General features: G+C 67.9%; 17 protein-coding genes. 8 read left to right on the top strand and 9 right to left on the bottom strand.

Annotation, left to right across the window (positions count from 1 at the left end; translation table 11 throughout):
- From BUB20358_RS21360 to BUB20358_RS21330, 7 genes are all read right to left on the bottom strand, one after another.
- Positions 1 to 418, bottom strand: a 418-nt coding sequence (locus tag BUB20358_RS21360) for a helix-turn-helix domain-containing protein (RefSeq protein WP_146187100.1), incomplete at its 3' end; no start/stop codon positions are given.
- Positions 419 to 522: 104 nt separating this feature from the next.
- Entirely contained in the window at positions 523 to 1008 is a 486-nt protein-coding gene (locus tag BUB20358_RS21355) for a GNAT family N-acetyltransferase (RefSeq protein ID WP_035972783.1), read from the bottom strand.
- On the bottom strand, positions 1005 to 1280 hold the full coding sequence (locus BUB20358_RS21350; RefSeq protein WP_006401288.1) for a hypothetical protein: 276 nt from the start codon (positions 1278 to 1280) through the stop codon (positions 1005 to 1007). The genes BUB20358_RS21355 and BUB20358_RS21350 overlap by 4 nt, the downstream gene beginning before the upstream one ends.
- 39 nt (positions 1281 to 1319) lie before the next feature.
- A complete protein-coding gene (gene moeA / locus BUB20358_RS21345; protein WP_035972781.1) occupies positions 1320 to 2612 on the bottom strand; it encodes a molybdopterin molybdotransferase MoeA in 1293 nt (430 codons plus the stop codon).
- Positions 2613 to 2723: 111 nt separating this feature from the next.
- A complete protein-coding gene (gene mobA, locus BUB20358_RS21340; RefSeq protein ID WP_035972779.1) occupies positions 2724 to 3341 on the bottom strand; it encodes a molybdenum cofactor guanylyltransferase MobA in 618 nt (205 codons plus the stop codon).
- 25 nt (positions 3342 to 3366) lie between these two features.
- Positions 3367 to 4476 (bottom strand): GTP 3',8-cyclase MoaA, encoded by a 1110-nt coding sequence (gene moaA / locus BUB20358_RS21335; RefSeq protein ID WP_006764808.1) that lies wholly within the window; start codon positions 4474 to 4476, stop codon positions 3367 to 3369.
- A 129-nt stretch (positions 4477 to 4605) separates the two neighbouring features.
- Positions 4606 to 7752, bottom strand: a complete 3147-nt coding sequence (locus BUB20358_RS21330) for an Rne/Rng family ribonuclease (RefSeq protein WP_035972777.1) — start codon at positions 7750 to 7752, stop codon at positions 4606 to 4608.
- 723 nt (positions 7753 to 8475) lie between these two features.
- Between BUB20358_RS21330 and BUB20358_RS21325 the strand changes: the two genes are divergently transcribed.
- Genes BUB20358_RS21325 through BUB20358_RS21310 form a run of 4 tightly spaced genes read left to right on the top strand, consistent with a single transcriptional unit; the run spans position 8476 to position 11547 of the window.
- The gene (locus BUB20358_RS21325; RefSeq protein WP_035972775.1) at positions 8476 to 9480 is read left to right on the top strand and encodes an RluA family pseudouridine synthase; all 1005 of its coding nucleotides are present in this window, start codon (positions 8476 to 8478) and stop codon (positions 9478 to 9480) included.
- A 5-nt stretch (positions 9481 to 9485) separates the two neighbouring features.
- The gene (locus BUB20358_RS21320; RefSeq protein WP_035972773.1) at positions 9486 to 10145 is read left to right on the top strand and encodes an HAD-IA family hydrolase; all 660 of its coding nucleotides are present in this window, start codon (positions 9486 to 9488) and stop codon (positions 10143 to 10145) included.
- Positions 10142 to 10555, top strand: a complete 414-nt coding sequence (locus BUB20358_RS21315; protein ID WP_006764803.1) for a Rieske (2Fe-2S) protein — start codon at positions 10142 to 10144, stop codon at positions 10553 to 10555. Before BUB20358_RS21320 ends, BUB20358_RS21315 begins: the two co-directional genes overlap by 4 nt.
- Positions 10552 to 11547, top strand: coding sequence for a S49 family peptidase (locus tag BUB20358_RS21310; RefSeq protein ID WP_006764802.1), 996 nt, complete (start codon positions 10552 to 10554; stop codon positions 11545 to 11547). Before BUB20358_RS21315 ends, BUB20358_RS21310 begins: the two co-directional genes overlap by 4 nt.
- 70 nt (positions 11548 to 11617) lie before the next feature.
- Here the strand turns inward: BUB20358_RS21310 and BUB20358_RS21305 are convergent, their stop codons facing one another.
- Together BUB20358_RS21305 and BUB20358_RS21300 are read right to left on the bottom strand one after the other, a co-directional pair.
- Complete coding sequence (locus BUB20358_RS21305) at positions 11618 to 12340, bottom strand: SAM-dependent methyltransferase (RefSeq protein WP_006764801.1); 723 nt, start codon at positions 12338 to 12340, stop codon at positions 11618 to 11620.
- Positions 12337 to 12966 (bottom strand): Maf-like protein, encoded by a 630-nt coding sequence (locus BUB20358_RS21300; protein ID WP_035972771.1) that lies wholly within the window; start codon positions 12964 to 12966, stop codon positions 12337 to 12339. The genes BUB20358_RS21305 and BUB20358_RS21300 overlap by 4 nt, the downstream gene beginning before the upstream one ends.
- Before the next feature lie 193 nt (positions 12967 to 13159).
- On the opposite strand from BUB20358_RS21300, the gene BUB20358_RS21295 reads away from it, so the two are divergent.
- The 4 genes from BUB20358_RS21295 to BUB20358_RS21280 all read left to right on the top strand — a co-directional run bounded on the left by BUB20358_RS21295 (position 13160) and on the right by BUB20358_RS21280 (position 16297).
- The gene (locus BUB20358_RS21295; protein WP_006764799.1) at positions 13160 to 13795 is read left to right on the top strand and encodes a YceD family protein; all 636 of its coding nucleotides are present in this window, start codon (positions 13160 to 13162) and stop codon (positions 13793 to 13795) included.
- Positions 13796 to 13891: 96 nt separating this feature from the next.
- A complete protein-coding gene (gene rpmF / locus BUB20358_RS21290) occupies positions 13892 to 14071 on the top strand; it encodes a 50S ribosomal protein L32 (RefSeq protein ID WP_006401275.1) in 180 nt (59 codons plus the stop codon).
- A 129-nt stretch (positions 14072 to 14200) separates the two neighbouring features.
- Positions 14201 to 15307, top strand: coding sequence for a phosphate acyltransferase PlsX (plsX, locus tag BUB20358_RS21285; protein ID WP_006764798.1), 1107 nt, complete (start codon positions 14201 to 14203; stop codon positions 15305 to 15307).
- A complete protein-coding gene (locus tag BUB20358_RS21280) occupies positions 15308 to 16297 on the top strand; it encodes a beta-ketoacyl-ACP synthase III (protein WP_006764797.1) in 990 nt (329 codons plus the stop codon).
- The last annotated feature ends 60 nt before the right edge of the window (positions 16298 to 16357 follow it).

Raw genomic sequence — 16357 nt, 5'->3', positions numbered from 1 at the left:
GTTCGGCGAGCGATTTATGCAGGCGCGTGGATAACGTGCTGTTCAACCGCCTCGCCCACAAAAATGCGGACAGGTTCTTCGGACGTGGTAGGAGGGCGGCGAAACCACCCTCATGATACTGGCGTTCCCAACGGGCGATGGCTCCTGCATCACGAATGTCCAGCAGCGCCTGCATGTGCGTGCGGGATAGATTCTCCCGCTGCATGCGTTCCAGCGCCTCCAGCTTGAACTGTGCGCTGTACTTCACGTGCCCTTTGCGCCGTAATCCATCGGCACCATGGCGCTTGTAGCTGGCAACCCATTGCTCCACCTGTGTGCTGCCCACCCCAAACTCTCTCGCAAGCGCTTTGTACCCTTTGTCGCCAGACAGATACCGCTGCACCACTTCAAGCTTGAACCGCTCGTCGTATTTCGTCATGAAAAAACCCCAAGGGTCGGATCTATGTCCAACTCTTGGGGTTCAGTTCACCGCGGCGCCCGTTTTCCATTGCCGCGACGGCCTGCGTGCGCGGCCGCCGGTGTTCAGCGCGCGGCGAGCGCGTCCAGCGCGTCGCCGGTCACGCGCACGATGCGCCAGTCCGGCAGCACGGTCGCGCCCATCTTTTCGTAGAAATCGATCGCACGCCGGTTCCAGTCGAGTACCGACCATTCGAAACGCCCGCAACGGCGCTCGACCGCGAGTGCCGCGAGATGACGCAGCATCGCGGTGCCGAGCCCCGTGCCGCGCTGCGACGGCTGCACGTACAAGTCCTCGAGATAGAGTCCGCGGCGGCCGAGGAACGTCGAGTAGTTGTGAAAGAACAGCGCATACGCGACGATCGCGCCGTCGCGCTCGGCAACCAGCGCCTCGGCGGCCGGCCGCGCGCCGAACAATGCATCGGCGAGATCGGCATCGGTCGCGACGAACAGATGCGTGAGCTTCTCGAACTCGGCGAGCTCGCGCATCAGCGCGAGGACCGCACCGACGTCGCGGGCTTCGGCCGAGCGGATCAGCGGCACGCTGCTCACGCTTCCTCCGGCGGATCGGACAGCACGATCTCGATGCCGCCGAAGCGCGAAGCGACCCAGTTGTACGCATGGCACGCGATCCACAGCAGCACGAAGCCGAGGATCGCGTTCAGCAGCAGCGCGCTCAGGATCGTGCTGAGCTCGACCATCCCGTAGCGCACGTACGCGACCAGAATGCCGAGCAGCACGATCGGCACGCTGAACGTCAGATAGACGAGGATCAGCGCCTTCGCGGTCTGCCCCGCGGCGATCGACGAGATTTGTTTCTTCATGTGCGGATTGCCCCCGTAGAGATATACCGATGGTGGAATTCAGATCAGGCCGTCGAGCGGCAGGATGTCGACCGGGGCGCCCGCGTCGACTGCCGCGGTATCGTGGCCCAGGACGATGAAACAGTTCGCGGCCGCGAGGCCGCTCAGCGACGCGGAGCTCTGCGAGCCGGCCGGCGCGACGTGCCAGCGGCCGTCGGCGGCGCGCGTCGCGATGCCGCGCAGATATTCGGTGCGACCGGGCCGCTTCTTCAGTGCGTGCGTGCTGAGCGCCGTGTACATTGCGGGCGGCGTCGCATGTGCGCCGGCGAGCGTCAGCAGCGCGGGGCGCACGATCGCGTAAAACGTCACCGCGGACGCGACCGGATTGCCCGGCAGCCCGAAGAACAGCGCGTCGCGTGCGCCGCCGGCCGCGCGCAGCGTGCCGCACGCGAGCGGCCGGCCCGGACGCAGCGCGAGGCTCGCGAACGTCACGTCGCCGAGCTTTGCCATCACGTCGCGCGTGAAGTCCGCTTCGCCGACCGACACGCCGCCCGACGTGATCACGGCATCGGCCTGTGCGGCGACGGCATCGCGCAGCGCGCGTTCGAGCGCCGCCGGATCGTCGCGGACGATCCCGAGGTCGAGCGCGTCGACGTGCATCCGTTCGAGCATCGCGATCAGCATCGCGCGGTTGCTGTCGTACAGCGTGCCGCGATCGAGCGGCTCGCCCGGCTCGCGCAGTTCGTCGCCGGTCGAGAACACCGCGACGCGCACGCGGCGGCGCACCGTGACGTCGGAAACACCGAACGACGCGAGCAGGCCGAGGTCTGCCGCGCGCAGCACGCGGCCCGCGGCGAGCGCGCACGCGCCGCGTGCGAGATCCTCGCCGGCCTTGCGGCAGTTCGCGCCGCGCGCGACGTCGTGCGCGGCGAAGCGCACCGTGTCGCCGTCGACGCGCACGCGTTCCTGCGGGATCACCGTGTCGCATCCGGCCGGCATCGGCGCGCCGGTCATGATCCGCACGCAGGTGCCCGGCGCGACGACGCCGTCGAATGGATGGCCGGCGAACGCGGCGCCGGCCACCGTCAGCGCGACGTCGGCCGACTGCGCGAGCGTGCTCGCGCTGCCGTCGAACGCATAGCCGTCCATCGCCGAGTTGTCGTAAGCGGGAATGTCGAACGGCGCGTTCACGTCCGCCGCAAGCACGCGGTCGAGCGCATCGCGTAGCGGCACCGTGTCGGATGCATCGACCGGCACCGCGAACCGGCACGCGAGCGCCTGCGCGTCGGCGAGCGACAGCGGTGCGGCGGACTCGGATGCGGTTCGGGAGGCGGGCGAGGATTGCGTAATCATCGGTCGGACTGCGCCGCAAGGCGTATCGGGTTCGTGGCGTGGAGTGCGAGAAGGGCGCTTGAGCGCGGGATCGCGTGCGGCGGGCGGCGCGCGGGAACGGTGCCGGTGCCGTCAGCGGCGGGCAAGCGCGGCCAGTTCCTGCCAGGAGTTGGCATTGTAAAACGCACGCTCGTCGCGAAACTCGACTTCGACCGTCTTGTGGCGTGCGTACCACGCACGAACCTTGCGGTCGCCCGCTGCGAGCCGGGCGGCCAGATCGTCGGCGACGGACGTGCGCAGCAGCGCGACGGTCGGCTGCGGCGCACGCGCGTGCTGCGCGTCGACGGTCACCGCCATCGCGATGTCCGCATGCTGCGCGGCGAGCGCCGCATGCAGCCGTGCGACCAGATCGACCGGCAGATACGGCGTGTCGCACGGCGCACACACGACGAGCGGCGCGCGCGTGGCGCGCATGCCGGCGAGCAGCCCGGCGAGCGGGCCGGGGAAGTCCGGCATATCGTCCGGCACGACGCGTGCATCGAACGGTGCGCCGAGTTCGGCATAGCGATCGAGGTGGCGATTCGCGCTGATCAGCGTTTCGTCGACCTGCGGCGCGAGCCGCCGCAACACGTGCAGCGCGAGCGGCGTGCCGTCGAGCAGTTGCAGGCCTTTGTCGACGCCGTCCATGCGTGTCGCGCGGCCGCCCGCGAGCAGCAGGCCGGCAATCGAAGGGGAGCGGGAGGCGGACATCGGCGAACGCGGGGGCGGCAGCGCGTCAGCCGCCGATATACGACATTTCGACGCGCTTGCCGGCGTCGCGCGCGGCTTCGGCTGCCGCACTGCCGCGCAGTTGCGAGTAGCGGTCGGTGCGCGCCTGCCAGATCCGGGCGATCGCGGTCGCGATTTCCGCGTCGCTCGCGCCGCCGCGCACGAGCGCGCGCAGATCGTGGCCCGTCGACGCGAACAGGCACAGGTAAAGCTTGCCTTCGGTCGACAGCCGCGCGCGCGTGCAGTCGCCGCAGAACGCGCGCGTGACGCTCGAGATCACGCCGATCTCGCCGCGGCCGTCCGCGTATCCCCAGCGCTGTGCGGTTTCGGATGCCGTATGCGGCTCGAGCGGCACCAGCGGGAAACGTTCGGCGATTCGTGCGACGACGTCCGCCGACGGCAGCACCTCCGCCATGTTCCAGCCGTTCGACGTGCCGACGTCCATGTATTCGATGAAGCGCAGGATCACGCCGGTGCCGCGGAAGCGCTCCGCCATCGGCAGGATCTCGCCGTCGTTCGTGCCGCGCTTCACGACCATGTTGACCTTCACCGGCGCGAGGCCCGCGGCCTGCGCGGCGAAGATGCCGTCGAGCACGTCGGCGCTCGCGAAGTCGGCATCGTTCATTCGCTTGAACAGCGCGTCGTCGAGCGCATCGAGGCTGACGGTCACGCGCGTGAGCCCGGCGTCCTTCAGTGCGCGCGCCTTGCGGGCGAGCAGCGAACCGTTGGTCGTGAGCGTCAGATCGAGCGGGCGGCCGTCGTGAGTCGTCAGGCGCGCAAGGCGCTCGATCAGGAATTCGAGGTTCTTGCGCAGCAGCGGCTCGCCGCCGGTGATGCGGATCTTCTCGACGCCGTGTGCGACGAAGAGCCGCGCGACGCGCTCGATTTCCTCGTGCGCGAGCAGCGCGCTATGCGGCAGGAACGGATAGTCCTTGTCGAAGACTTCGCGCGGCATGCAGTACACGCAGCGGAAGTTGCAGCGATCCGTCACCGAGATGCGCAGGTCGCGCAGCGGGCGCGCGAACGTATCGGTCAAGGCGCCGTCCGGGACGTGCGCGATGCCGGAGACGTCCGGCATGCCGCTGACGTCGGCGAGAGGAATGATGCGTCGGGACATGGTGAAAGAAGGGCGGACCAGACCTGTATTCTAGCCGCAAGCCGTCGAAGGGGCCTGGTGACGAAACCCGCGGCGGGATGCGAAAAAGCCCGCCGGAGGCGGGCTTTTCCTGAGCGGGCGTTGCGTCGCTTAGCGCTGGATCGTTTCGACCTGCTGCATCGGCGTCGTGTCGACCGGCGGCAGCGGCTTGCGCTCACGCGGCGTGCGCACCGGGCGCGGCAGCCGCGCTGCCGCTTCCTGCGCGGCGCGCAGCTTGTCTGCGTCGGTGTTCACCCACACGAGGCCGGCTTGCTGCAGCACGACGTCGAGGCTCGCCGAAGCGGGCGCCGCGATCGGCTGGGCGGGAGCCGGTGCCGGTGCTGTGGCCTGAACCGGCGCGGCGTCGGCCGGCGCGGATTCGATCGGTGCAGCGGCGACCGGAGCCGGTTCGGCGGCTGCCGGAGCAGCTTCCGTCGTCACGGCCGGAGCGATTTGCGCGACGGGTGCCGGCTGCGGCGCTTCGACAGCGACCGGCACTTCGAACGCGTCGGTCGGCGAAACGGCGACCGGAACCGGGCCGGAGTCGACCGCTGCGGCCGGCGCGACCGGTACCGATACGGATTCGGCGGCCTGCACGGCGGCCGGCTGCTCGACCGGCGCGGCCGGAGCCGCCTCGGCACGAGCCGCGGCGACTTCGACGGCAGCCGTCGACTGTGCGTCGGCTGCGGCCGATGCGACCGGTTCCGCGTGCTGCTCGAGCGCCGCTTCGGCGACGACGGCGCCTGCTGCAGCGACGGCAACCACGGCGGCCGGCGCCTCCGTGCGGGCCGGTTCGGCCGCGATCGCGGCGTCGGACGTCACGGCCTGCACGGCGGACTCGCCATGCGCGGCTTGCTCGACGACCGCGCCTTCGTCCTCGCGCTCGCGACGACCGCCGCGGCGGCCGCGACGGCGGCGACGACGTTCCTCGCCGTCACGCGCGCCGGCTTCGGCGTCCGCGGCTGCGTCGGCGCCCGGCAGCGCGGTTGCCGCTGCCTTGTCGGCTTCCGTTTCTGCGTGGCTTTCGCCGCGGGTCACGGTTTCGAGCGTGGCCGCATGCTGGGTCGGCTTGCGGCGTTCGCCTCGTTCGCGACGTTCGCCGCGATCCGGGCGCTCGCCGCGGCCGGCCGCGTCGACGGCTTCCGGCTGCTCGGTACGCTCGCGCGGTTCACGCGGCTCGCGGCTCTCGCGCGGTTCGCGCGGGTCACGGCCTTCACGCGGCTCGCGCGGTTCGCGTCCGTCGCGCTGACCGCGACCTTCGCGGCTTTCACGACCTTCGCGTCCGTCACGCGGCTCGCGCGCTTCCTTGCCTTCGCGTTCCTGGCGTTGCGGCTGCCCGCGGCCGTTCGCGGCCTGGTCGCGGCCGCCTTGTGCCTGCTGGGCGCCGCCGCGGCGATTGCGGTTGCGATCGCCGCCGCGTTCGCCGCGCTGCTCGGCCTTCTCCGCACGCTCGCGCGCCGGGCGGGAAGCCTGCTCCTTCGCGGGTGCCGGCGCAGCCGGTGCGGGGGCCGGCGCCGGCGACATGCCGAACAGACCCTTCAGCCAGCCGATGAAGCCGCCGCTTGCGGCCGCGACGGGCGCCGGCGCCGGCGCCGCGACCGGCTCGACCGGGCGCTGCGGTGCGGCGCTCGGCGCCGGACGCTCCGGCGTGATGCCCTTGACCGCGGCTTCCTGCTTCGGCTTCACGTCGGCCGCGCGCTTGCTGTAGCCGGTTTCCGACTCCAGTTCGCGAGCGGCTTCCTCGGCCATCTTCCAGGACGCGCGCGGATCGTCGAGACGCGCGTCGTCGTGACGCAGACGCTCGAGCTTGTAGTGCGGCGTGTCGAGGTGCTTGTTCGGAATCAGCACGATGCCGACCTTGAAGCGCGACTCGATCTTGTTGATTTCCTGGCGCTTTTCGTTGAGCAGGAAGGCGGTCACCTCGACCGGCACCTGGCAATGGATCGCCGCGGTGTTTTCCTTCATCGCTTCTTCCTGAATGATCCGCAGCACCTGCAGCGCGGACGATTCGGTGTCGCGGATGTGGCCCGTGCCGTTGCAGCGCGGGCACGTCACGTGGCTGCCTTCCGACAGCGCCGGACGCAGACGCTGGCGCGACAGCTCCATCAGCCCGAAGCGGGAGATCTTGCCCATCTGGACGCGCGCGCGGTCGTGCTTGAGCGCGTCCTTCAGGCGCTGCTCGACCTCGCGCTGGCTCTTCGCCGATTCCATGTCGATGAAATCGATCACGATCAGGCCGCCGAGATCGCGCAGGCGCAACTGGCGGGCGACTTCGTCGGCCGCTTCGAGGTTCGTGCGGGTCGCCGTTTCCTCGATGTCCGCGCCCTTGGTCGCGCGCGCGGAGTTCACGTCGATCGCGACGAGCGCTTCGGTGTGGTCGATCACGATCGCGCCGCCCGACGGCAGCGGCACCGTACGCGAGTAGGCCGTCTCGATCTGGTGCTCGATCTGGAAGCGCGAGAAGAGCGGCACGTCGTCGTGGTAGCGCTTCACCTTCGACACGTTGTCCGGCATCACGATGTCCATGAATGCGCGGGCCTGATCGTAGATTTCGGTCGTGTCGATCAGGATTTCGCCGATATCCGGCTGGAAGTAGTCGCGGATCGCGCGGATCACGAGGCTCGATTCCAGGTAGATCAGCATCGGCTGGCCGGGGTTGCCGCTCTGCGACGCCGCTTCGATCGCGCGCCACAGCTGCAGCAGGTAGTTCAGGTCCCACTGCAGTTCCTCGGCGCTGCGGCCGATCCCCGCGGTGCGGGCGATCATGCTCATGCCGTCGGGAATCTGCAGCTGCGCCATCGTTTCGCGCAGTTCCTGGCGCTCGTCGCCTTCGATCCGGCGCGACACGCCGCCGCCGCGCGGATTGTTCGGCATCAGCACGAGGTAGCGGCCGGCGAGCGAGATGAACGTGGTGAGGGCGGCACCCTTGTTGCCGCGCTCTTCCTTTTCGACCTGGACGATCAGCTCCTGGCCTTCGCGCAGCGCGTCCTGGATGCGCGCGGAGCGCATGTCGACGCCTTCCTTGAAGTACTGGCGGGCGACTTCCTTGAACGGCAGGAAGCCGTGGCGGTCTTCGCCGTAGTTGACGAAGCACGCTTCGAGCGACGGCTCGATGCGGGTGACGACACCTTTGTAGATATTGCCTTTGCGCTGTTCGCGCCCGGCTGTTTCGATGTCGATGTCGATGAGCTTCTGCCCATCGACGATGGCGACGCGCAGCTCCTCCTGCTGCGTCGCGTTGAACAGCATGCGTTTCATGAACGACTCCAGGCGGCTCGGCTGCCGGCGCCTCGCGGTTGTCAGTCGCGGAGGCGGGAACGGCGGCAGGCCGCACCTTGTTGTGTTGTCACAAGCACGCTGGAGCGGGAACGATGGCGGGGAGAATTGCCTGAAGAGGCGCTTGGGCCCGAAAGACGGGGCCGGCGGCCATAGGGCACCTGCGAACACGGCTTCAAAGCACGGCGTCCACACACCGCACGCTGCGAAAGCGCGCTAAGCCTGAGACCGGCATTGCCACGGGCGCGCGCAATGCGTCGCGCGCGCCGACTGGCGGCAGATGCTGCGGCTTGGGCCGCAGCGGGGAGTATCGAATCCAGCCCGACTTTCCCGCCTGGGGTGTACTTCCTTGGTTTGACGTCGCCAGACCCCGCACGCTTCGCGGGGCCGAATCGGGCGCAACGCCGTAATTTTCGCAAACGGCAGCCTGCGCGGACGCACTTCGCGTCGCCCGGCTGCCGATCAAATTCTTTTCAACCAACTTTCCGTTACCGCGGCGCCTGGTCGACCGAATCCGCCTGTGGGCGCGATCCTTGCCGACGGACGGCGCCGTGCGTGCAACTTGCTGCTTCTCTTGGATAAAGGGCGAGCAGCGGACCCCCGGCGCAAGTAAAATAGCGGTTTGCGCTTGCGCCTTGCCCAAATGGGTCGGGATCGGCCTGTCGGGCCGACCGCAACGTCAGGGTGGGCAAAATTATATTCAGTATGAATGAGTTAGGCAAAATATCCCAGAATTCAGTCGCAAGCGGCCAGGTCTCGATGATCCAGATCGACGAAAGCGCCGCCGGTCAACGGATCGACAACTTCCTGTTGCGCGTCTGTAAAGGCGTGCCCAAAAGTCACATTTACCGGATCCTGCGCAGCGGGGAAGTGCGGGTGAACAAGGGCCGGGTCGACGCGCAGTACCGGCTCGCGTACGGCGACCTCGTGCGCGTGCCGCCCGTGCGGGTGGCCGCCGCCGACCTCGCGCGCGCCGATGCGCCGGTCGTGCCGCCCGCGCATTTCGACGTGCTGTACGAAGACGACGCGATGCTCGTGATCGACAAGCCGGCCGGCGTGGCCGTGCATGGCGGCAGCGGCGTGTCGTTCGGCGTGATCGAGCAGTTGCGCCAGGCGCGTCCGCGCGCGAAATTCCTCGAACTGGTGCATCGGCTCGACCGCGAAACCTCCGGCGTGCTGATGCTCGCGAAAAAGCGCGCGGCGCTCGTCGGTCTGCATGAACAGATCCGCGAAAACCGGATCGACAAGCGCTATTTCGCTTGCGTGCACGGCGACTGGCAGGCCGAATGGGGCCGGCGCCGCGCGGTGAAGGCGCCGCTGTTCAAGTACACGACGCCGGAAGGCGAGCGCCGCGTGCGCGTGCAGGAAGACGGGCTGCCGTCGCACACGGTGTTCAACCTCGTCGAGCGCTGGCCGGACTATGCGCTCGTCGAAGCGGAACTCAAAACGGGACGTACCCATCAGATCCGCGTGCATCTCGCCCATCTCGGCCTGCCGATCGCCGGCGACGCGAAGTACGGCGATTTCGCACTGAACAAGGCGCTGGCGCGCGCGAACGCGCAGCCATCGTTGAAACGGATGTTCCTGCACGCACACCGGCTGCGGGTCGCGCATCCGCTGACCGGCGAAGCGCTGCAGTTCGACGCGCCGCTGCCGGACGACTGCCGGCGCTTTCTCGATCAACTGCGCGCATTGCGCGATACCGCCTGAACCGCATGGCCCGACAGCAATTTGACCTGATCGTCTTCGACTGGGACGGCACGCTGATGGATTCGACCGCGCACATCGCGCACAGCATCCAGGCTGCGTGCCGCGATCTCGGCCTGCCTACGCCGTCCGACGAGGCCGCGCGCTACGTGATCGGTCTCGGGCTGCGCGACGCATTGCGGATTGCCGCTCCGACCCTCGACCCGTCCGACTATCCGCGCCTTGCGGAACGCTACCGCTATCACTATCTGCTCGACGACCAGCGCATCGAACTGTTCGCCGGCGTGCGCGAGCTGCTCACGGAACTGCGCGAAACCGGCTACCTGCTCGCGGTCGCGACCGGCAAGGGGCGGGTCGGGCTGAACCGCGTGCTGGACCAGGCGAAGCTGACGAGCTGGTTCGACGCGACGCGCTGCGCGGACGAGACTTTTTCGAAGCCGCATCCGGCGATGCTGCAGGAGCTGTGCCGCGAATTGGGTCAGGATCCGTCGCGTACCGTGATGATCGGCGACACGACGCACGACCTGCAGATGGCGGCGAGCGCGGGGACAGCCGGCGTCGGCGTCGCGTACGGTGCGCACACCGCCGAGGCGCTGGCGGCGCTGACGCCGCGCTTCGTCGCGCCGAACGTGATCGCGCTGGCCGACTGGCTGAGGGAGCACGCATGAGCGCCGCACCCATGCCGGACGCCGTGCGCGTGTGCGCATCCGACGCGCTGGTGGACGGCGGCGCCGGCGTGCGTGTCGACGCGCTGCTGCGCGGCGAGCCGGCGGTCGTATTCTTCGTACGCTACGACGGCCGTGCATATGGCTATCTGAACCGCTGTGCGCACGTGCCGATGGAGCTCGACTGGGCCGAAGGGCAGTTCTTCGAATCGTCGGGCCTCTATCTGATGTGCGCGACCCACGGCGCAATCTATGCGCCCGATACCGGGAAGTGCGTCGGCGGTCCGTGCCGCGGCGGGCGGCTGCGCGCGCTCGAGGTGGACGAGCGCGACACGCCCGACGGCCGTGCGGTATTCTGGGTGCCCGACGCTGACCTGCATCCCGCCAAGACGACGGACGACGACCCTGCATGACCGACCAACCGAATTTCCCCGATTCCTCCTCTTCGCGCGCCGACGATCGCGAACCGACCTGGGAGCGCGCGGCGCTCGAGCGGATCGCGCTCGCCGTCGTGAAGGAACAGCGCGCGGCGCGGCGCTGGAAGATCTTCTTCCGCTTCGCGTTCCTCGGCGTGTTCCTGCTGCTCGCGTTTGCGCTGATCGATTTCTCGAGCGACGCGAAATTCGCTTCGGGCGGGCGGCACACCGCACTGGTGACGATCGACGGCGAGATCGCGGCCGGCACCAACGCGAACGCCGACGACATCAACACCGCGCTCGATGCCGCGTTCGACGACGACGGTACGGCCGGCGTCGTGCTGCGGATCAACAGTCCTGGCGGCAGTCCCGTGCAGGCCGGCATGGTGTACGACGAGATCAAGCGGCTGCGCGCAAAGTATCCGGACAAGCCGCTGTATGTGGTCGTGACCGACATGTGCGCGTCGGGCGGCTATTACATCGCGTCCGCGGCCGACAAGATCTTCGTCGACAAGGCGAGCATCGTCGGGTCGATCGGCGTGCTGATGGACGGTTTCGGCTTCACCGGGCTGATGGGCAAGCTGGGCGTCGAGCGCCGCCTGCATACGTCGGGCGAGAACAAGGGCTTCTACGATCCGTTCTCGCCGGAGACGCCGAAGATGGACGCCCATGCGCAGGAACTGCTCGATCAGGTGCACGCGCAGTTCATCAAGGCCGTGAAGGACGGACGCGGCAAGCGTCTGCGCGAGACGCCCGACATGTTCTCCGGTCTGTTCTGGACCGGCGAGAAGAGCGTCGAGCTCGGGCTCGCCGATGGCTACGGCACGACCGATACGGTCGCGCGCGACGTGCTGAAGGCGCCGGATCTCGTCGATTACACCGTCAAGGAAAGCCTGACGAACCGTGTCGCGCGCAAGTTCGGCGCGGCGGTCGGCAGCGCCGCGATGAAGGCGCTGACGGCCGGCGGCGCGTCACTCAGCCTGCGCTGAGCGCCGCGCGTCCGCCGGCGCGGCGAATGCGCGGGCGAGCCGCGTCGCGCGGCCGCCTTGTTCGTGCCGTTTAATTCGCGAGCAGTAGGAAAATCGCCGGGCGCTTGTGCAGATTTGGCGCCGGCGCCTTTTTCCAGTCCGCCGCGGTGCGGCTTGCGATCGTTTCGGTCGGCAGCGTCAGGTCGGCCGCGACACAGATCTGCGTCGACGGCGCGCAGGTCGCGATCAGCGTGTCGAGCATCGCTTGGTTCCGGTAAGGCGTCTCGATGAAGATCTGCGTCTGGCGCGCCTTGCGCGACAACTGCTCGAGTTCGCGCAGGCGTTTCGCGCGCGCCGCGGCATCGACGGGCAGATAGCCGTTGAACGCGAAACTCTGGCCGTTCAGCCCCGATGCCATCAGCGCGAGCAGGATCGAGCTCGGCCCGACCAGCGGCACGACCTTCACGCCGCGCTCGTGCGCCCGGCGCACCAGCAGCGCGCCGGGATCGGCGACGGCCGGGCAGCCGGCCTCCGACACGAGCCCCGCATCGGCGCCGGCCAGCACCGGCGCGAGCAGCCGGTCGATCTCGCCGGCCGGCGTGTTCACGTTCAGTTCGCGAATCTCGATTTCCTGGATCGGCCGCGTCGTGCCGATCTTCTTCAGGAAGGCGCGCGTCGTCTTCGCGTTTTCGCCGATGTAGTAGCCGAGCGTGCCGGCGCGGGCCTGCACGGCGGCCGGCAACACGGCCGCGAGCATCGACGCGTCGCCTTCGCCGAGCGTGTTCGGGACGAGGTACAGCGTGCCGGCGCTCATGCGCGATCTCCGTCGGCGGCGAACAGCGGATAGCCGGCCGCGCGCAGCATCCTGGTGAGCGCGATCAGCGGCAGGCCGACCAGCGCGGTCGGATCGTTCGAGTCGATCGCGTCGAGCAGCGCGATGCCGAGTCCCTCCGATTTCGCGCTGCCGGCGACGTCGTACGGCGTTTCCGCGCGCAGATACGCGTCGAGCTCGGCTTCAGGCAGCGACCGAAAGCGCACGTGCGTGACGACGTCCTCGGTTTGCGTGTCGCCGGTGCGGCTGTCGTACAAGCTGAGCGCGGTGTGGAATTCGACGTCGCGGCCCTGCATCGACACGAGCTGCGCGAGCGCGCGTTCGTGCGTGCCCGGCTTGCCGATTTGCCGGCCGTCGAACGTCGCGACCTGGTCCGACCCGATCACGAGCACGCCTTCCGGCGCGTCGATCGTCGCGGCGACCGCGCGCGCCTTTGCAGCTGCGAGGCGCAGCGCGGTCGCGGCCGGCGTTTCGCCGCCGAGCGGCGTTTCGTCGATGTCGGGCGACACGACGTCGAACGGCACGCCGAGGCGCTCGAGCAGCGCGCGGCGGTAGCGTGAACTGGAGGCGAGAATCAGCCGCGGCGGGCGGCAAACGGTATCCGGCATGGTGATGGGATCGATGAATCGTCGGGGTTGGCAGGGATTGCGCGGCCGCAAGCTTAAGTGATTGACTGCAAAAGGTAAAACAGGTATGCTTTTGCGCTTTTCATCGGCAGGCTAAGGTTACGATGCCTGTCCGGTCTTCGGACGTATGCGGCACCCGGCCGGATCCGCTGTCAGCCTGTAGGCAGGAGCGCACATGAACACTTCTTCTGGCAAACCTGCGGCATCGCTCGATCCGCACGCGGTGGACCTGTTCGAATTCGCCCGCAGCGGGCGGCAGGCAGCAGGCGCGGCGCGTCTGTCGCAACTGCCGCGCATGTTAAACGAAGTGCCGGCGGACGCGCCAGATCGCGACTCGGTATTCACGTGGCAGGCCGAAGGGTTCACGCAGAAGGAGTTGCAGGACGACGGCAGCGACGGTCAGCAGCCGTATCTGCGTCTCGCGGTGCATGGCCATGCATGGCTCACGTGCCAGCGCTGCATGACTCCGTACGATCAGGCGTTCGACATCGACATGGTGTACCGGATCGTTGCGACCGAAGAAGAAGCTGAAGAATTTCCGCTCGACGACGATGAAGCCGATGTGATCGTGGGCTCGCGCCAGTTCGATCTCGTCGACTTGATCGAAGAGGAGTTGCTGCTTTCGCTGCCGCTCGTGCCCAAGCACGAGGTTTGCCCGGCGGTTCACGAAAGCCTCGTGTCGGGTGCGAGCGGTCCTTCGGAGGAGGCGGACGACGAGTCCGGCGAAACCGGGGACGAAGGCAAACGGCCGAATCCGTTCGCGGCGCTGCAGGCGCTGAAGAAGGACGGAGACGGCGGCAAGAAACACTGAGCAGTGTGGCGCGGGAAGGCGTAAGGGCCGTGGGCCAGGGTAGTTAAGCGCCGGATCGGGCTGTGTTAGAATCCGGAAAATTTTTAGGAGTTAGTCATGGCAGTCCAGCAAAACAAGAAGTCGCCGTCGAAGCGCGGCATGCATCGTTCGCACGATTTCCTGACGGCAGCGCCGCTGGCAGTCGAGCCGAGCACGGGTGAAGTGCATCTGCGTCACCACATCAGCCCGAACGGCTACTATCGCGGCAAGAAAGTCGTCAAGACGAAGAACGACTAAGCGTCTTCTCACGCGTTGCGCGCTACGATGGCCGTTCGCGTGACAACTGGTTCGCTTGACACTTTCCTGGCTCAACAAAAAGGCGGCATTCAACTGCCGCTTTTTTGTACCTGAAATTCGTCGCATTCCATGACCGTAAAGCTCACAATCGACTGCATGGGAGGCGACCACGGCCCGTCCGTGACCGTTCCCGCGGCAGTCAAGTTCGTTCGCGCGCATCCCGATGCGCATCTGATGCTCGTCGGCATCGAAAGCGCGATCCGCGCGCAGCTGAAGAAGCTGAAGGCTCTCGACGATCCCGCGCTGACCATCGTGCCCGCCACCGAAGTCGTGGCGATGGACGATCCTGTCGAAGTGGCGCTGCGCAAGAAGAAGGATTCTTCGATGCGCGTCGCGCTCAATCACGTGAAGGACGGCGAGGCGCAGGCCTGCATTTCCGCCGGCAACACCGGCGCGCTGATGGCCGTTTCCCGCTACGTACTGAAGACGCTGCCCGGCATCGAGCGGCCCGCGATCGCGTTCGCGCTGCCGAATCCGACCGGCTACACGATGATGCTGGACCTCGGCGCCAACGTCGACTGCGAACCGCAGCACCTGCTGCAGTTCGCGGAGATGGGACACGCGCTGGTATCGGCGCTCGAGGGGAAGGAGCGCCCGACGATCGGCCTGCTGAACATCGGCGAAGAGGTCATCAAGGGCAACGAGACGATCAAGCGCGCGGGCGAGCTCCTGCGCGCGAGCACGCTGAATTTCCGCGGCAACGTCGAAGGCAACGACATCTACAAGGGCACCGTCGACGTGATCGTCTGCGACGGCTTCGTCGGCAACGTCGCGCTGAAAACATCCGAAGGTCTCGCGCAGATGCTGTCCGACATCATCCGCGAGGAGTTCGGCCGCTCGCTGCTGTCGAAGCTGATGGCGCTGCTCGCGCTGCCGGTGCTGATGCGCTTCAAGAAGCGCGTCGACCATCGCCAGTACAATGGCGCGGCACTGCTCGGGCTGAAGAGCCTCGTGATCAAGAGCCACGGCTCCGCCGACGCGTACGCGTTTGAGTGGGCGATCAAACGCGGGTATGATGCCGTCAAAAACGGCGTGCTCGATCGCCTCACGCGCGCGATGGCGGACAATTCGGTGACGCTCGGCGACGTCGAACACGATGCGGGCGGTGCCGGCCACGCAGGCCCGGCCGCCGGTCACCATGCCGAACCTTCCGCTGCGCAATCCTCTAAAGCATAAATGGCCCAATCGACTCTCTATTCCCGCGTGCTCGGCACGGGCAGCTATCTGCCGCCCGACCGCGTCACGAACCAGCAGCTGGCCGATCGTCTCGCGAAGGACGGCATCGAGACGAGCGACGAGTGGATCGTTGCGCGCACGGGCATCCACGCGCGCCATTTCGCGGCGCCGGACGTCACGACGAGCGACCTCGCGCTGGAAGCGGCACGCCGTGCGATCGAGGCCGCCGACATCGATCCGCAGTCGATCGACCTGATCATCGTCGCCACTTCGACCCCCGATTTCGTCTTTCCGAGCACCGCGTGCCTGTTGCAGAACAAGCTCGGCATCAAGAACGGCGGCGCCGCGTTCGACGTGCAGGCCGTGTGTTCGGGCTTCGCGTACGCGATGGCGACCGCCGACAGCTTCATCCGCAGCGGCCAGCACCGGACGGCGCTCGTGATCGGTGCGGAGACGTTCTCGCGCATCCTCGACTTCAAGGACCGCACGACCTGCGTGCTGTTCGGCGACGGCGCAGGCGCGGTGATCCTGTCCGCATCGGAAGAGCCGGGCGTGCTCGGCAGTGCGCTGCACGCGGACGGCAGCTATTCGCACATTCTGTGCACGCCGGGCAACGTCAATCGCGGCGTGATCGACGGCAGCGCGTTCCTGTACATGGACGGCCAGGCGGTGTTCAAGCTCGCGGTCAACGTGCTGGAGAAGGTCGCGATCGAAGCGCTCGCGAAGGCGAATCTCGCGCCGGAGCAGGTCGACTGGCTGATTCCGCACCAGGCCAACATCCGCATCATGACCAGCACCTGCCGCAAGCTCGGCCTGCCGCAGGAGCGCATGGTCGTGACGGTCGACCAGCACGGCAACACGTCGGCTGCGTCGATTCCGCTGGCGCTCGACGCCGCGGTGCGCGACGGCCGCATCCAGCGCGGTCAGCACGTGCTGATCGAAGGCGTCGGCGGCGGCTTCACGTGGGGCGCATCGGTCTTCCGTTTCTGATCCGTCGCGCGCAGGCGCTGCGCGCGGATCCCGTCCGGCGCGCGGCTCGCGCGCGCCGTC

Source organism: Burkholderia dolosa, from assembly GCF_902499135.1.
Classification (GTDB): domain Bacteria; phylum Pseudomonadota; class Gammaproteobacteria; order Burkholderiales; family Burkholderiaceae; genus Burkholderia; species Burkholderia dolosa.
This window is presented reverse-complemented; position numbering and strand designations above follow the sequence as displayed.